Here is a 12,883-nt window from a genome sequence, read left to right on the forward strand (position 1 = left end):
GCGAGCCATGTCACCCCGTGGGGATTCCATGGCTCTGCAAGCTCCCTACGCCGGTACTAACCGGGTCAGGTTCCAAGGGACTCTCTCAGCCCGGCATTCGCCGGGCACCCCCGCTTCTAGAACGCCTATTGAACCACGAAACGTCAGGCGATGCCGCGAATGGCCGCGAGCAGGGCCTCCCCGTGTGCGCCGGCGAACCAGGCGGCGTGGCCACGCAGGAAGGTGTGGTAAGCCACGTCGGCGTGGTCGCGGCGGTGGGTGATCCCTTCGAAATACTCCACCTCGGACAGGGCGAAATCCAGGTGCACGATGGGCAGGAGGTTCGCCAGCACCTGGAGCTGGCCCACATCCAGCGCCCTGACGGAGCGGTATCCCTCGACGATCGCCAGCGCGAGGTCGTGACGGGCGATATCCCCTCGCCCGATCTCCAGCCAGGCGATCGCGTTGCGTTCGATGGCGGTGGCGAGGTCGAACAAGGCGAAAGTGACCGCCGAGAGACCGAAATCCAGCACGTCGGTGATGTGGGCGTCGTCGTCCGTCCCGCTCCAGCAGAGGTTGGAAACATGCCAGTCGCCATGGGTCCAGAGGGGTGGCTGCGTCGCCAAGGCGGTTGCCGCATGGGCGTGCCACGGTGCGATCGCCGCGGCGATCTCTCCCCGCCAGTCGCGCTCGCCGAGGTACGCGGCCAAAGCGGGCCGCGCGGGCAGCTGCGATGCGATCGTCGCGAGCGGGTCCGGCGAGGCGAGGATCTCCGCGCGCGCAACGAGGATATGCGTGCCGCGTTGCCGCGCGTGGAAGCCCTCCGCGACGTCGTGCAGGCGCGCGAGCATGGCGCCAGCGGCACGGGCGTGGCGCACCCCGCCGATCGGCGACCACGAGAACGCATCGCGGTAGACATCCACGCCGCGTGCGGGCTCGTGCAACTCGAAGACCCAATCACCCTCGATGAACACGGACGTACCCCAACCATCGCGGAGAATGCGTGGCACCGGGATGCCGTGCGTCCGCAGGAAATCGGCGAACCGGTGCTCATCGGCCAACGCATGCGCATCGCGCACGCTCCGGTGATGTCGTTTCACGAACACCCGGCCCGACGATGTCGTCGCCATCGCGGCCGCGGAGAGCGGCCGCGGGCTACGCCAGTCGATGGAAACCAGTGAGCCGAGCGCCGCAATCCGCGCGACGACGACAGCCACTTCTTCCGCTGTCAGTGGCGGCCAGTCCGGCTCCAGGTGGTCGCCCGCGAGCCCATGGGCGAGGTGTGCGTCGTCGATCATCGGTGCAGTGTAGCGATGTCTCAGCGGCGCAGCCCGCGGATCATGCCTTCTGCCGTCCATGCGCCAAGGCAGCCGCCGGCGATGCGCGTGGTGCGTTCCTGGTCATGTGTACGGCCGAGGTAGTCGCAGAGTTCGCCGAAGCTGGCCCCGGTAAGGGCCAGGTCGAGGCATGCCGACTCATCCGCCGTCATGCTGGCGAACTGGGGCGAAAGACCGTTGCGCCACACGCGCGCGCCCACGCCCTGCTCCACGGCGACGGGCGCCGGAGGGGATACGCCATCGGCGATCGCGCGCCAGATGGCGACGGCGTTGCTTCGCACGGGGCGGAAACGCAAGGTCGGCACGAAGTCGATCTCCACGCGATCCCAATCGTCGGCGGCAAGGTCGCCCACTCCGATGGTGTCGGCGTCCGGGCCCGAGAACGCGCGACGCAGATGCCAGTCCAGCCACGCGAGTTCGGCGACTTCGTCATCCGCGGGATAGGCCTGTTCGAGGAACGGGATGAACGATTCGCCATAGGCATCCAGTGTCCACGACGAAGGCACGTGCCGCTCGACGTAGCGCGATGCCGCCGCATCGAAGACGCCATCGCCCAGCCAGAGCGCGGTCTTCTCATAGGAGTCGCGCAGGCACGCCACGAGTTGGCTACGGTAGTTGTTGGCATGGACCGCCATGCCACGGGGATCGACACCCTCGGGAACGGTGCCCGTGAAAAGCGCGGACGCGAAGGCGCGTTGACGGTCACGCAGGTTCATGCGACATGCTGGCGAGCGGCATCGGCGAGATCACGCGCATGAGCGACTTCCGCCAGCAGTTCGGGGAGTGGCGGGATGCTGTCGTCACGCTCGATCATCACGGCGACGTCGCCGAGCCGCTCGATGAAACGCGCATACAAAGCCCATACGGGGTCGGGTACGGGTGCGTCATGCGTATCCACGAGCATATCGCGCCCCCGGCTGTGCCCAGCGAGGTGGACCTGTCGCACGCGATCCAGCGGAAGACGTTCGAGCCAGTCGTCCGGATCGAAGCCGTGGTTCGTCGCGCTGACGTAGATGTTGTTCACGTCCAGAAGCAGGAAGCAACCGGTACGGGCGCAGAGTTCGCGGAGGAAGGCCGCCTCGCCCATGGCCGTCTCGGGAAAGGCGAGATAGGTCGATGGATTCTCGAGTACCAGGGCGCGTCCCAACGCATCTTGCGCGGCATGGACGTTATCGGCGACGAGATCGAGCGCTTCGCCGGTATAGGGCAACGGAAGCAGGTCGTGCGAATTGTGGCCGTCGATACCCGTCCAGCAAAGATGGTCCGAAACCCATAGCGGATCGACACGCTCCGCCAGTCGACGCAGGCGGCGCAGATAATGGCTGTCGACGCCGTCGGACGAACCGATGTTCATCGACACGCCATGCAGGGCGACAGGATAACCCTCGCGAACGCGCATGAGCACGTCGAGCGGCTTGCCGCCGTCGACCATGAAGTTTTCCGAGATCACCTCGAGAAAATCGATGGGCTGCGGCGCCTCGAGGAAATCGGTGTAGTGCGGAATGCGCAAGCCGAGTCCGAATCCATGGAACGGGATCGGCGATGGGTGGGACATGACACGCTCCGCGAACGAGATACCCGGCCGCCGGAGCGGCCGGGGATGATCCAGGATCCTTACTTCGCCGGCGGCGTGGTGCTGCCACCCTGAGCCGTGCACTCCTGCACGGACACGGCCTTGAAGCCCTGGCCCTTGCAATCGTTCTGGCCCTTGCACTCGTGGTTGCCCGACTTGCAGTCGGACGTGCCCTTGCAGCTGTTGATGCCGTAGCAATGTACCGTCTTGCCGGCGGCCTGTTCGGCGGCGTGGGCCGGCGCCGAGATCGCGGCGGCCGATACGGCGAAGATGGCGGCGGCAGCGGCGATGCTGTGGGTGGCGGTATGCATGGTCGTTCTCCGTACGGAAAGGAATGCCGGGATGGCATGGACGAATTCGCCGCACCGGTACATCCGGTTACAGCTGGATACGCTTTTTTTCAGCGGATGCCAAGGGCACGGTCGACAGAAAGACGACCGCCGCCGCGGGCGACGAGATACAACTGGATCGCCGCCCAGGATAAATGGGTCGGCCAGGCGTCGGGATAGACGAATACCTCGATCACCGTGGTCATCCCCAGGAGGACGAACGCGGAAAGACGGGTGGCCAGGCCCAGCACGAGCAGGATCGGCACGAAGGTCTCGATGCCCGCCGACAGGTGCGCCGCGATCTCGGGCGGGATCAGCGGGATCCTGTACTCGCTGCGGAACAACTCGTACGTACCCTCGGTGATGGTGAGCAAGCCTTCCACCTTCGTGCGGCCCGATTGAAAGAAGACCGCGGCGATGGAAAGCCTCGCGACGACGGCGAGGACGTCGTGCCCGACCCATCGTTCGACGCGGTCGGCGAGTGCGTTCCAGCGCGTGCGCGGCGATCGGCGCGCGGTGGCGGTGATGGTGGTCGAAGCCATGGCAAGTCCTCAGGAATGGGCGAAAGCGCCGGACCGCAACAGCCCGGAAAAAGTGAATTCGATGGACGCGTCCGGATGCGCGCTGGCGACGGCGGCGGCCGCCTCGCCCAGCGTGGCGCCCCGCCGGCACGCATCGAGCAGCGTGAGTTCGGCGGGTGATGCGGGAAGCACGCTGACCTCGCCGGCCACGCGCACGGCGATTGCGCATTCGGACCGCCAGGCCAGCGCGCCGTCGACCCCGACACCATCCCTGCTTGGCTGCCAGATCGACAGCACGGGAAAAGGCGAAGCCAGCCATCGCGTCGCCGGGTGGACACGCAGGCGCATGGCCCCCAGCACGGACGGCGCCAGTCCCACGAGATGGTCGACGTCGCATGGCTCCGCGTCGGCGGCATCGAGGCTTTCGTTCCAGAGCCGGTCCAGGCGAGCCACGTCCGCCAGGTAAGGCCATTCCGCCGCGGGCTCGAATGATTCCAGAAACCCGGGAAAGCCTTCTCCATAACAAGCCAGCCGCACATCGCGTGGCGGCGAACGTGTGGCGTGGATCGCCGCGGCGGCACGAAACCAGTCGCGTCCGACCAGGCACAGCACGGAAGGGAAATTCGCCTCCAGCGCATCGAGACAGGCTCGCATCACGGTATGGCGATAAACGGCGAAAGAACGCTGGTGAGCGGGGAGGAATGTCGACGCGTCGTCATGGAGCGCTTCCACGAACGCCGCCTGGAAATCCGCCAGGCGGCTCATGCCGCCTGCCCCGGTGCTGCGAGCAGCGTTCCCGCCCGCGCGCATTCCTGGAGGAGTACGTCGAACGATGGCAGGTTGCCGTCGCGCTCGATCAAGGTCGGACGTGGTCCGCCTCGCGACAGCACATGACGGTAGAGCTCCCAGACGGGCTCGCCCACTGGCGCATCGTGCGAGTCGATCAACAGGGTCCCCGGCGCGTCCTCGTCCACGCCATGCCCGGCCAGATGTATCTCGGTGACGGCGTGCAGCGGGAAGGCTTGCACGTAGGCGAGGGCATCGATGCCGATGTTGTTCGCACTGACATGCACGTTGTTGACGTCGAGCAGCAACCCACAGCCCGTCCGGTGGACGAGTTCTGCCAGGAAGTCGGTCTCGTTCCAGTCGTGGCCATCGAGCACGAGGTAGTGGGCCGGGTTCTCGATCGAGATGCCGCACCCCAGCGCGTCCTGGGTGCGCAGGATGTTCGCGGCGATGCATGCCAGCGCCTCCCGGGTGCGTGGGAAAGGCAGCAGGTCGGGCATGTAGCGTCCGCCCCATCCCGACCAGGCCAGGTGCTCGGAGACGAGCACGGGCCGGACACGATCCGCGAGTCGCCGCAACCGGCGCAGATGACCGGTATCGGGCGGCGCCACCGCCGCGAGCGAAAGCGACACCCCGTGCAACGACAGCGGGTGACGGTCCGCCAGGGCGTCCAGCATCGCCAGGCGCGGCCCGCCGTCGCCCATGTAGTTCTCCGGATGGACCTCGAACCACATCCCCGGGGAGACGCAGCGCAGCGCCTCATCGAAGTGGCGCGGCTTGAAACCGAGGCCGGCGGCGAGCGGCGGACGCATGGCGGCTCAGCCCACCTTGGTCAGCGAACCCATGCCGTGAGGCGTCTTGATCGACGTGCACGTGCCAGCGGGGACGTTTTTCCAGGCGTTTTTCTGGTAATCGGCCTTCGCCGTGCCCGCGCAGGTCGTGCCCGGGCCGGCGGCGCAGTCGTTCTGTCCTGCCTTGGCCACGCCCCAGCATTTCTCGACGGCGGATTTCCGGGTGTCCTGGCTCCCGTCGGCATGGGCGACACCGGCGACGAGGGCGGCAAGGGTGAGGGCAAGCGAGGCGGCGTGACGGTTCATGCGATGCTCCTTCGATGGCGGACACGATGTCCGGGTCGAGGGGGAGTTCGCGTCCGAGCCCCGAAGGGTTACAGCGATTTTCTTTCTGGTGGGAACCGACCCTGTCGGCGACGCATACTTGCGTCGATCTGGCCCGCTGCCGCGGGATCGCCGACAGGGTCGGCTCCCACCATGTCCTCTCCCGCCATTTTTCAGCTGTAACCGAAGTGCGCCTGGCCGCGAATAACGTGACATGCACACCCGCGCGCCGTCCTGGTCCCTAGCCTTCCCGGCACCCTCCCGGCGCCGCGCCCCCTCCCGTCGAGGCTCTTGCGATGCCCCACCCAACACGGCTGAATCCCTGTCGATGGAACGCCGGGAGATGATCGCCAGCATCGCCGAAAGGCAAGACGCGATCGGCACGCCAGCGGCCGAGGCCGAATTGCGCGCATGCTTCATCGCCGGGCTGGCCGGAGACGCGGCGCGCTATCGCCAGTTCCTCGACGGCCTGTCCGGACATCTGCGCGCCTACCTGCGGCGCCGCCTTCCCCATGCCCGGGCGGACGTCGAGGACATCCTCCAGGAGACCTTGCTCGCCGTGCACAATGCGCGGCACACGTACCGCACGGAGCAGCCATTGACCGCCTGGGTCCACGCGATCGCCCGTTACAAGCTGATGGACTTCTTTCGGGCCCATTCGCGACGCGAGGCCTTGAACGAGCCCTTCGACGACGACGGCGGCCTGTTCATCGCCTCGGACGTCGAGCCGGCCGACGCGCGGCGCGATGTCGGGGTCCTGCTGGAGGCCCTGCCCGACCGCCACCGCCTGCCCATCGTGCTGGTGAAGCTGCAAGGCCTCTCGGTGTCCGAAGCGGCACGGCGCTGCGGCATGTCCGAGTCGGCGGTGAAGGTGGGGGTCCACCGTGGGCTGAAAGCATTGGCCGCGCGCATCCGGAGCCGGTCATGAAAACCGACGACCTCGTCACCTTGCTGGCCAGCCGGGCCCCCGCCGTCGACCGCCGGGGACCCGCCCGGCGTTTCGCGCTTGCCTGGGTCGCCGGGCTGGGTGGCGCACTGCTCCTGATGATCCTCCTGCTGGGGGTCCGCCCCGATATCGCCGAGGCGGCCCGGGTGCCGACATTCTGGTTCAGGCTGGTCTATGCGAGCGCCATCGCCGCGGCGGCACTGTGGGTCACGTCACGACTCGCCCGACCGGGCGTCCGGGTGGGAGGGGCCTGGGCGGTGCTCGCCACGCCGGTCGCGCTGGGTTGGGTCGCGATGGCCTGGGTGCTCGCCCATGCCGCTCCCGGCACGCACCTGCCCCTGATCCTTGGCCATACCTGGCGGGTGTGCCCCATCCTGATCGCCGTCCTGGCGATGCCGGCCTTCGTCGCCATGCTCTGGGCCGTGCGCGGCATGGCGCCGGTACGGCCCCGGCTGGCCGGGGCCGCCGTCGGACTGTTGGCGGGGGCCACGGGAACGGTCGCGTATTGCCTGCATTGCCCGGAAATGGCGCCCCCGTTCTGGTCCACCTGGTACCTCCTGGGCATGCTCATCCCTGCCGCCCTGGGTACCCTGGCAGGGCCGCGGGCGCTACGCTGGTAACCCTCAATCGGGGCCCTTAATCGGCAAATCGTCCGAAACGGGCTCCAGTCGATGGCGGACAGGCCGTTATAGCTTCAAACTAGCCGTGCCGTCGCGAACCGGGCCAGCCCGTTTCCCGCGCCACGGCAACAGCGGTCAGTGGATGAAGTGCCTCGTCATCGATTGGCCAGACCCGGTCCGGACAAGTGAGGCGAGGGGCATAACGTGGGCGGAACAAACAGGGATCCGTTTGCCTGGGGGCGATATGTCGCCGTCGCAGGAGCCTATGCGGCGTGTTATGAGCTGACCCGGTATTTTTCGTTTTCGCATTGGACGCTGACCGCGGGATTGCGTCTGGCGTGCCTGCTCATGGCGCCAAAACGCTATTGGCCCGCGCTCGCCGTTGGAGAGGCGCTCCCTATTGCCGAGATGGCCATCCTTCATGCGTCACTATACGGGACGCTCTGGGCGATTCTCGCATCCATCCCACCGATCCTCGTCTGCATGCCAGCGGTCGCTTGGCTACGAAGCCGTACCACGTTGTTGCGCCCCAACGGGCAAATCAACATGGGGATGATCATGCTCGCAACGTTGGTTTGCGCCATGGTCACTGCGACGGACAACTCACTGGTGCTTGCGACAGTAGTCATGGATGACGGCTCTCCCGCGCCGTCGCCGACTTTGCCCATCTTTCTTGCCTGGGCACTGGGATCTTATCTTGGCGCTCTGACACTGACGCCGACCATCGTCGCCTTGCGCGAACGCCTGGCCGCGCAACCAGGAGGCGTCGTCGCCTGGCGAGCGGTATGGCGCAGTTCATTGACGCGCGATGCGCTGTTAATCGTGATCCCGTCACTTGCCCTGCTGATGATCGCGGCCTCGCAAGCCACCGATGGAGCCTTGCAGTGTGCGCGTATCGCCATGTCCGTCCCGGTCGTTGTCCTGACATGGCGACACGGCTGGCACGGCGCGGCTATCGGTGGAATGCTCGCCAGCATCGCCATGGCATCGACCTCGTTCCAATTGCAGAATCCGGCGATGATTCAGGCTCAGGTAGTCCTTGCCTTCGTCATCTCGACGTCGCTGCTGTTCGGCATACGCGTAGCCCGCCGCATGGCGGCAACCCACCTTGAAGCCATGGCAAGACCCGGGCATCGCTGAGGGTAAACTAACGATTACCCGCCCTCAGCGAAGCACGTGTCTCTCATACGTCACGGACCTCGTGTCGTGCATTCGACAGGATTCTTGCACTCGCTTCCGACCATCATCATCTGCGTCGTACCGTCGGCCTGGGGCGCCACGAACAACTTCACCGTGCCGTCGTCGTAGACGGTCTCACCCGTCGTGCTCGCCGGCACCGGCAGCGGCTCGTCCGGCGTGGCAAGGCGAGTGGCATCCACGCCGATCGGCAAACCGACCAGGCTATACGCCGTGCGTGCGAACGCACCGCGCACCGTGCCGTTGGCGTCGTTGACCTGGACGTAGTGAGTGCTGCCACGCTGGAAGACGTACACGTGGTAATTCGGGCTGGTGCTGACGTCGGTGGCATTCGGCCAGGCCTGGCCCAGCCCCGAGAGGGAGGTTTGTGCCTGGACCGCGCCCGTGCCGAGCGCGACGGAGAGGGTGATGAGTGAAGCTAGCAACGAACGGGCATGGATACGCATGGTCGTGGTCCTCGTGGCTGGTAGACAAGTCTGCGCCTGGAATGGCGCAGATCCTGCGACTCGACCATGGCGAATCCATGGCCGATCAGTCCACTTTCCCCCATCGATCGGGGCGCCGATGGGGCACCTGCCGAATTCGCGCATACCTCGGGCGTTCCTGAATAGCCGGAGCGGCCATTCGTTCAGGACCGGGGTCAGTTCGACTCGACACTCTTTCGTTGCCGGCGTGAAAGCCAGGTCCAGCGAAACATCAGGGCCGCCGCACCCACGTTGACGATGGCCTCGCCCGGCCAGATGTCGCCGTAGGCGAAACCGCCATAGTGGCCTAGCGCCGCGATCATGCCCAGGGAATTGACGCTGCCACCGCAAGCGACCAGCGCACAGGCGATCCGCACCGCACGCGACATCGAACGCTCGGTAAGCAACCAGAATCCGCACAGCGACATGATCAGGCTGCAACAGAGGTTGACGATCATCAGGTCGAGATTCATTTGCCGTCCCCTCCCGCGATGCGATCGATGACACGGTTCGCCAGCGACTCCCCGCGGTTGTCGATCAACCGCTGTGCGATCACGGCGAGCTTGAGGCCGAAGCAGCCGACCAGGAACGACACGCCCGCCTGTATCTCCGCCGGGGAATCGGGCATGAACCGCCGCTCGAGCGCCGGGGCGAGGAAGATCGCCATCAGCGCGCCGCAAACCACCTGGACCAGGGCGCGGCGGCGAGACTCTTCATTGCTGAGCGCCACCGGGAGAATCGCCCCACCCACGGCGGCGAGAAGTAACCAGAAACGGGTAAGCAAGACGGGGTCCATGGCGTTCTCCTAGGGCGAGGTGGAAGGACCGGACAGGTCGCCGGTCCAGGTCGTGGCGTTCTTCGTCGAAATGGAAAGGGAGACCTGTTTGGCTCCCGGCGTCGCGACGAGGTCGCCCGGGTACAGGCGGGTGCAGAAGTCGCCCCCATTCGTCGACGGCTTGAAGCGGTAGCGCGTCGCGGATCCCTCCGTGACGAGGAGGCTGGCGGCGATACGGCAGTTGTAGGGCTCGTCGAAGTGCAGGCTGACACCAGCCGCGTCGAACTGCGCATCCACGGCCACCACGCTCTTCGTGCTCGATGTGAGCACGCCGCGCCATGTGCCAGTGATGGGTACGGATTGTTGCGCCGACGCCACCGTTGCCGAGAACGAGACAAGCAGCATGGTGGCCAGAAGGGCAAACCGACTTGAACGATTCATGCGATACCTCCAATCATGGATGGAAGAAAAAGGCGGCGGCGACGGCCGCCGATACGACAGCGAAGACAACAGCGGCCATGACGGCCATGTCACGCCTGCGTCCGGTGCAGGGCACCACGACGGCCACCAGGGCCGCCTCCCACTGCGCGGGCACGTACAAGCGGGTCAGGCGTTTCACGATCCGTTCCCCGCCATGGCCGGCGGCGGAAGATCGACGACCTTTCCGTCGACCTCGACGCATGGCTGCCATGCATCGGCCGAGCGGTAGGAAATACGAACATGGTGCATGCCGCCCCGCGAGAACCAACGGAACCGGGGCTTGCCTATCTCGATGACAAGCCGTGGCTTCGATACCCCGCGCTCTCTCCGAAGCAGGAACCGGCCCTCGAACTCGATCGACATCACCGAGATATGCGGCCTGCGGTTGTCGCGGAACATCCGCAGCGGAATGACCACCGGTTCCAGCTCGGCATCCGCCGCCGGCGAAACGGGAACCCACGCGTGCAGCGCGTGCTTTTCATCGTCACGGCGCAAAGCCTGGCGGCGCGCCCCGAGCGACTCGTCGGCGGCGCATACTGCCTCGCGCAAGCCGTAAAGCAAGGTATCGAATCCGCAACTGGCCATGGGCGTCTCCTAGGGTTCCTGTAGCCAGCCGGGCTTGCGTGGAAAGCCGACGTGATAGCAAAGCCATTGCAGAACCACCTGGTGCTCGCCGATCTGCAGGATGGTGAAGCTCTTCTCGATGCCGACGATGCTGCCGCGTGGCGATTCGGTGAGGCAGCGATTCAACAACGTGCGCGCTTCCTCGACCTGCGCCTCCGAGCGCATCTGGTTCGGATTGTCGCTACCGACGACCACGCGCTTGATGAACTTCACATCGGTGAGATCGAACATGGGTGGACTCCGTGGAATCGCGGCGCCGGCCAGGGCGCCGCGAAGGGTGACGTGCTGCAAGCAACGCGCTTACTTCGCCGTGGTACCGCCGTCGGTGACGGCCACCGGCGGACCGATCTTGCGCGGGGCGCAAGCGGTCTGAAGGATGTCCATCACGCGGGCCAGGCCTTCGGGCATTCCCTTGTCCTCGGCATGGACGGCGACGTGGTACTTCGCCGAGTTGTCCGACGTGCGCGTGTTCTCCTTGTGCGTGGCGACGGAGCCGGCCACGTGGACCTTGGCCGAGAAGATGCCCCAGCCGATCGACATGTCGGCCGCGAACTCGGCCTTCTTGTCCTCGGACTCCTTCTGGCTGAAGGACGACTTCACTTCCATGTCGAAGGTGATGTCGACGTTGGTGATGCTGAGGTTGGGCACCTTCACGATCGCCAGCAACGGCACTTCGAGTTCCACTTCCTCCTCGGAGATACCGGTACCCGTCGGGTTGTCGACCGGCCGCTTGAACTTGAACGATGCCGTGCGCGTGGCGCCGACGCCGGTGGGATCGTTCGCGGCGGCGGGCGGCAGGAAGCCGATCACCTTGATGAAATCGGCGGTGGCCTGGGCAAGCTTGACCTGTGCTTCGCAAGCCGCGCTCAGCGGGGCCCCGATGAGGTCCCCCATCGGCAGGCCCTTGAACTGGCTGGACATGTTGACGAGTTCGTCAGCCATGGCGTTACTCCTTTACGAGTTGGCATGACGCGGCGCGCCGGATGCGCGCCACGGTTCGTGACGGACGACCTCTTCAGTCGCCGGGCTTGAACGTCTGGAAGACCCCCTGGGTCTGTGCGAGATGATTCATCAGTCGTGCCGCGCCGTCGGTGGGCTCGCTTCCCTCCACGCGCAGTACGACGTGGACGGCACCGGTCTTGCGATCGCTCGCGCCCACGGCCGTATCCACGCGCACGTAGGGTTTGGGCGGCCTCGGCCTCACTCGCCAACCACGTGTTTCTGCGGGCGCTTCGGGCGCGTCGGCCGAAGGCGCCGCGTCTTCGATCAGGCTGCCCAGGTCCGCGTCGAAGCGGATCTCCACGTCCTTGATGCGCAACACGTTGGTGGACACCAGGGGAAGGATCGGTGCGCGATACAGGTCCTCGTCGCCCTCGCCCGCGCCTGGCTGCAGCGATGGCATGCGGATGACGACGCTCTTGGGCCGGTTGTCTTCATCGAAGTAGTCGCTCAGGTGCGACATCTGGTGTTGCTCGATACGGTCCTGGGCGTCGATGACCGCGCCGGCGAGTGCTTCGATGAGGTCGTTGAGGGATGTCTGCGTGGCCATGCGTCACACACTCCCCGCCGTCGGCGGTGTCAGGTCGGGAAAGGAAGCGACGCGGTTCAGCCAGCCCTTGAGGAACTTGCCGAGCGCGGGGCGTTTCTGCACGAGTGCCCGGTAGTAATCCGCCCTGCCCTGCTTGAAGCGTGCATAGACCGCATAGGCGTCGGCTGCGTCGAGCGCGGCGAGCGTGCCTGCCCCGATCGCACCATCCACGATCAGCGGCGGATGGGCGCCGAGATCGTTGAGCACGCGCTGCAGGAGCTTCGCGGACTGCGCGCCGGCATTCACCTGGAAGTCGAACACGATCTCGGCCAGCGGTTGCAGGGCGATCCTGTCGCCGCGGATCGCATCCCAATAGAGCGCCTTGTAGATCACGCCGGCTTGCTGGTCGGTCAAGGCGCGCAGTGCGTCCAGCGAGGGCGCGATGCCGAGGAGGCGCTGCGCGCACTGGTTGAAGGTGGCGATCGTGATGCCCTTGTTCGTGGCACCGCCGGGATCGGCCGGATCATTGACGTAACCGCCCTCGTGCTTGAGCAGGGTCGGCAGGAAGCTATTGAAATCGGCCATCGGCGTGTTCTCCGGTTCGACGCG

At 66.1% G+C, this 12,883-nt stretch carries 21 protein-coding genes and 1 riboswitch; of the genes, 3 read left to right on the forward strand and 18 right to left on the reverse strand.

Annotation, left to right across the window (positions count from 1 at the left end; translation table 11 throughout):
* Window positions 1-25 precede the first annotated feature (25 nt).
* A riboswitch (TPP riboswitch) is annotated at window positions 26-122 on the reverse strand.
* Between the two features lie 21 nt (window positions 123-143).
* The 8 genes from J2T07_RS15775 to J2T07_RS15810 form a co-directional block, all read right to left on the reverse strand.
* A complete protein-coding gene (locus J2T07_RS15775; protein WP_306851091.1) occupies window positions 144-1,277 on the reverse strand; it encodes a phosphotransferase enzyme family protein in 1,134 nt (377 codons plus the stop codon).
* A gap of 20 nt (window positions 1,278-1,297) precedes the next feature.
* Complete coding sequence (locus tag J2T07_RS15780; RefSeq protein ID WP_306851092.1) at window positions 1,298-2,032, reverse strand: DNA-binding domain-containing protein; 735 nt, start codon at window positions 2,030-2,032, stop codon at window positions 1,298-1,300.
* The gene (gene bufB / locus J2T07_RS15785; RefSeq protein WP_306851093.1) at window positions 2,029-2,871 is read right to left on the reverse strand and encodes an MNIO family bufferin maturase; all 843 of its coding nucleotides are present in this window, start codon (window positions 2,869-2,871) and stop codon (window positions 2,029-2,031) included. Before bufB (J2T07_RS15785) ends, J2T07_RS15780 begins: the two co-directional genes overlap by 4 nt.
* A gap of 59 nt (window positions 2,872-2,930) precedes the next feature.
* Complete coding sequence (bufA2, locus tag J2T07_RS15790) at window positions 2,931-3,200, reverse strand: BufA2 family periplasmic bufferin-type metallophore (protein WP_306851094.1); 270 nt, start codon at window positions 3,198-3,200, stop codon at window positions 2,931-2,933.
* 89 nt (window positions 3,201-3,289) lie between these two features.
* The gene (locus J2T07_RS15795) at window positions 3,290-3,760 is read right to left on the reverse strand and encodes a DoxX family protein (protein WP_306851095.1); all 471 of its coding nucleotides are present in this window, start codon (window positions 3,758-3,760) and stop codon (window positions 3,290-3,292) included.
* Between the two features lie 9 nt (window positions 3,761-3,769).
* A complete protein-coding gene (locus J2T07_RS15800) occupies window positions 3,770-4,504 on the reverse strand; it encodes a DNA-binding domain-containing protein (RefSeq protein ID WP_306851096.1) in 735 nt (244 codons plus the stop codon).
* Window positions 4,501-5,337 (reverse strand): MNIO family bufferin maturase, encoded by an 837-nt coding sequence (gene bufB / locus J2T07_RS15805; RefSeq protein ID WP_306851098.1) that lies wholly within the window; start codon window positions 5,335-5,337, stop codon window positions 4,501-4,503. Before bufB (J2T07_RS15805) ends, J2T07_RS15800 begins: the two co-directional genes overlap by 4 nt.
* A 6-nt stretch (window positions 5,338-5,343) precedes the next feature.
* Window positions 5,344-5,622, reverse strand: coding sequence for a BufA1 family periplasmic bufferin-type metallophore (locus J2T07_RS15810; protein ID WP_306851100.1), 279 nt, complete (start codon window positions 5,620-5,622; stop codon window positions 5,344-5,346).
* Window positions 5,623-5,983: 361 nt separating this feature from the next.
* Here J2T07_RS15810 and J2T07_RS15815 point away from each other — a divergent pair, with 361 nt between their 5' ends.
* From J2T07_RS15815 to J2T07_RS15825, 3 genes are all read left to right on the forward strand, one after another.
* Window positions 5,984-6,568 carry a sigma-70 family RNA polymerase sigma factor gene (locus J2T07_RS15815; RefSeq protein ID WP_306851102.1) on the forward strand — a complete coding sequence of 195 codons (585 nt, stop codon included), beginning with the start codon at window positions 5,984-5,986 and terminating at the stop codon, window positions 6,566-6,568.
* Window positions 6,565-7,206, forward strand: a complete 642-nt coding sequence (locus J2T07_RS15820; RefSeq protein ID WP_306851104.1) for a DUF1109 domain-containing protein — start codon at window positions 6,565-6,567, stop codon at window positions 7,204-7,206. The genes J2T07_RS15815 and J2T07_RS15820 overlap by 4 nt, the downstream gene beginning before the upstream one ends.
* Window positions 7,207-7,410: 204 nt before the next feature.
* The gene (locus J2T07_RS15825) at window positions 7,411-8,346 is read left to right on the forward strand and encodes an MASE1 domain-containing protein (protein ID WP_306851106.1); all 936 of its coding nucleotides are present in this window, start codon (window positions 7,411-7,413) and stop codon (window positions 8,344-8,346) included.
* A gap of 50 nt (window positions 8,347-8,396) precedes the next feature.
* Here J2T07_RS15825 and J2T07_RS15830 read toward each other — a convergent pair whose 3' ends face one another.
* From J2T07_RS15830 to J2T07_RS15875, 10 genes are all read right to left on the reverse strand, one after another.
* Complete coding sequence (locus J2T07_RS15830; protein ID WP_306851108.1) at window positions 8,397-8,849, reverse strand: hypothetical protein; 453 nt, start codon at window positions 8,847-8,849, stop codon at window positions 8,397-8,399.
* Between the two features lie 194 nt (window positions 8,850-9,043).
* Window positions 9,044-9,340: a hypothetical protein gene (locus tag J2T07_RS15835; RefSeq protein WP_306851111.1), complete on the reverse strand. Its 297-nt coding sequence runs from the start codon at window positions 9,338-9,340 to the stop codon at window positions 9,044-9,046.
* Entirely contained in the window at window positions 9,337-9,663 is a 327-nt protein-coding gene (locus tag J2T07_RS15840; protein ID WP_306851113.1) for a hypothetical protein, read from the reverse strand. Before J2T07_RS15840 ends, J2T07_RS15835 begins: the two co-directional genes overlap by 4 nt.
* 9 nt (window positions 9,664-9,672) lie before the next feature.
* The gene (locus J2T07_RS15845) at window positions 9,673-10,083 is read right to left on the reverse strand and encodes a hypothetical protein (protein ID WP_306851114.1); all 411 of its coding nucleotides are present in this window, start codon (window positions 10,081-10,083) and stop codon (window positions 9,673-9,675) included.
* Between the two features lie 13 nt (window positions 10,084-10,096).
* Window positions 10,097-10,261, reverse strand: a complete 165-nt coding sequence (locus tag J2T07_RS15850) for a hypothetical protein (RefSeq protein ID WP_306851115.1) — start codon at window positions 10,259-10,261, stop codon at window positions 10,097-10,099.
* Window positions 10,258-10,707 (reverse strand): hypothetical protein, encoded by a 450-nt coding sequence (locus J2T07_RS15855; RefSeq protein WP_306851116.1) that lies wholly within the window; start codon window positions 10,705-10,707, stop codon window positions 10,258-10,260. Before J2T07_RS15855 ends, J2T07_RS15850 begins: the two co-directional genes overlap by 4 nt.
* 9 nt (window positions 10,708-10,716) lie before the next feature.
* The gene (locus J2T07_RS15860) at window positions 10,717-10,977 is read right to left on the reverse strand and encodes a hypothetical protein (RefSeq protein ID WP_306851118.1); all 261 of its coding nucleotides are present in this window, start codon (window positions 10,975-10,977) and stop codon (window positions 10,717-10,719) included.
* A gap of 69 nt (window positions 10,978-11,046) precedes the next feature.
* Window positions 11,047-11,688, reverse strand: coding sequence for a DUF2589 domain-containing protein (locus tag J2T07_RS15865; protein ID WP_306851120.1), 642 nt, complete (start codon window positions 11,686-11,688; stop codon window positions 11,047-11,049).
* Between the two features lie 73 nt (window positions 11,689-11,761).
* Window positions 11,762-12,295 (reverse strand): DUF2589 domain-containing protein, encoded by a 534-nt coding sequence (locus tag J2T07_RS15870; protein ID WP_306851122.1) that lies wholly within the window; start codon window positions 12,293-12,295, stop codon window positions 11,762-11,764.
* Between the two features lie 3 nt (window positions 12,296-12,298).
* On the reverse strand, window positions 12,299-12,859 hold the full coding sequence (locus J2T07_RS15875; RefSeq protein ID WP_306851124.1) for a glycoside hydrolase family 108 protein: 561 nt from the start codon (window positions 12,857-12,859) through the stop codon (window positions 12,299-12,301).
* Between the last annotated feature and the right edge of the window lie 24 nt (window positions 12,860-12,883).

It is taken from the genome of Luteibacter jiangsuensis (assembly GCF_030812295.1).
In the GTDB taxonomy this organism is placed as follows: domain Bacteria; phylum Pseudomonadota; class Gammaproteobacteria; order Xanthomonadales; family Rhodanobacteraceae; genus Luteibacter; species Luteibacter jiangsuensis_A.

What these genes read in the sequence shown, in the direction of transcription:
- J2T07_RS15775 (WP_306851091.1), bottom strand. Translation starts at nt 1,277, where the DNA reads ATGATCGACGACGCACACCTCGCCCATGGGCTCGCGGGCGACCACCTG.
- J2T07_RS15780 (WP_306851092.1), bottom strand. Translation starts at nt 2,032, where the DNA reads ATGAACCTGCGTGACCGTCAACGCGCCTTCGCGTCCGCGCTTTTCACG.
- bufB (WP_306851093.1), bottom strand. Translation starts at nt 2,871, where the DNA reads ATGTCCCACCCATCGCCGATCCCGTTCCATGGATTCGGACTCGGCTTG.
- bufA2 (WP_306851094.1), bottom strand. Translation starts at nt 3,200, where the DNA reads ATGCATACCGCCACCCACAGCATCGCCGCTGCCGCCGCCATCTTCGCC.
- J2T07_RS15795 (WP_306851095.1), bottom strand. Translation starts at nt 3,760, where the DNA reads ATGGCTTCGACCACCATCACCGCCACCGCGCGCCGATCGCCGCGCACG.
- J2T07_RS15800 (WP_306851096.1), bottom strand. Translation starts at nt 4,504, where the DNA reads ATGAGCCGCCTGGCGGATTTCCAGGCGGCGTTCGTGGAAGCGCTCCAT.
- bufB (WP_306851098.1), bottom strand. Translation starts at nt 5,337, where the DNA reads ATGCGTCCGCCGCTCGCCGCCGGCCTCGGTTTCAAGCCGCGCCACTTC.
- J2T07_RS15810 (WP_306851100.1), bottom strand. Translation starts at nt 5,622, where the DNA reads ATGAACCGTCACGCCGCCTCGCTTGCCCTCACCCTTGCCGCCCTCGTC.
- J2T07_RS15815 (WP_306851102.1), top strand. Translation starts at nt 5,984, where the DNA reads ATGATCGCCAGCATCGCCGAAAGGCAAGACGCGATCGGCACGCCAGCG.
- J2T07_RS15820 (WP_306851104.1), top strand. Translation starts at nt 6,565, where the DNA reads ATGAAAACCGACGACCTCGTCACCTTGCTGGCCAGCCGGGCCCCCGCC.
- J2T07_RS15830 (WP_306851108.1), bottom strand. Translation starts at nt 8,849, where the DNA reads ATGCGTATCCATGCCCGTTCGTTGCTAGCTTCACTCATCACCCTCTCC.
- J2T07_RS15835 (WP_306851111.1), bottom strand. Translation starts at nt 9,340, where the DNA reads ATGAATCTCGACCTGATGATCGTCAACCTCTGTTGCAGCCTGATCATG.
- J2T07_RS15840 (WP_306851113.1), bottom strand. Translation starts at nt 9,663, where the DNA reads ATGGACCCCGTCTTGCTTACCCGTTTCTGGTTACTTCTCGCCGCCGTG.
- J2T07_RS15845 (WP_306851114.1), bottom strand. Translation starts at nt 10,083, where the DNA reads ATGAATCGTTCAAGTCGGTTTGCCCTTCTGGCCACCATGCTGCTTGTC.
- J2T07_RS15855 (WP_306851116.1), bottom strand. Translation starts at nt 10,707, where the DNA reads ATGGCCAGTTGCGGATTCGATACCTTGCTTTACGGCTTGCGCGAGGCA.
- J2T07_RS15860 (WP_306851118.1), bottom strand. Translation starts at nt 10,977, where the DNA reads ATGTTCGATCTCACCGATGTGAAGTTCATCAAGCGCGTGGTCGTCGGT.
- J2T07_RS15865 (WP_306851120.1), bottom strand. Translation starts at nt 11,688, where the DNA reads ATGGCTGACGAACTCGTCAACATGTCCAGCCAGTTCAAGGGCCTGCCG.
- J2T07_RS15870 (WP_306851122.1), bottom strand. Translation starts at nt 12,295, where the DNA reads ATGGCCACGCAGACATCCCTCAACGACCTCATCGAAGCACTCGCCGGC.
- J2T07_RS15875 (WP_306851124.1), bottom strand. Translation starts at nt 12,859, where the DNA reads ATGGCCGATTTCAATAGCTTCCTGCCGACCCTGCTCAAGCACGAGGGC.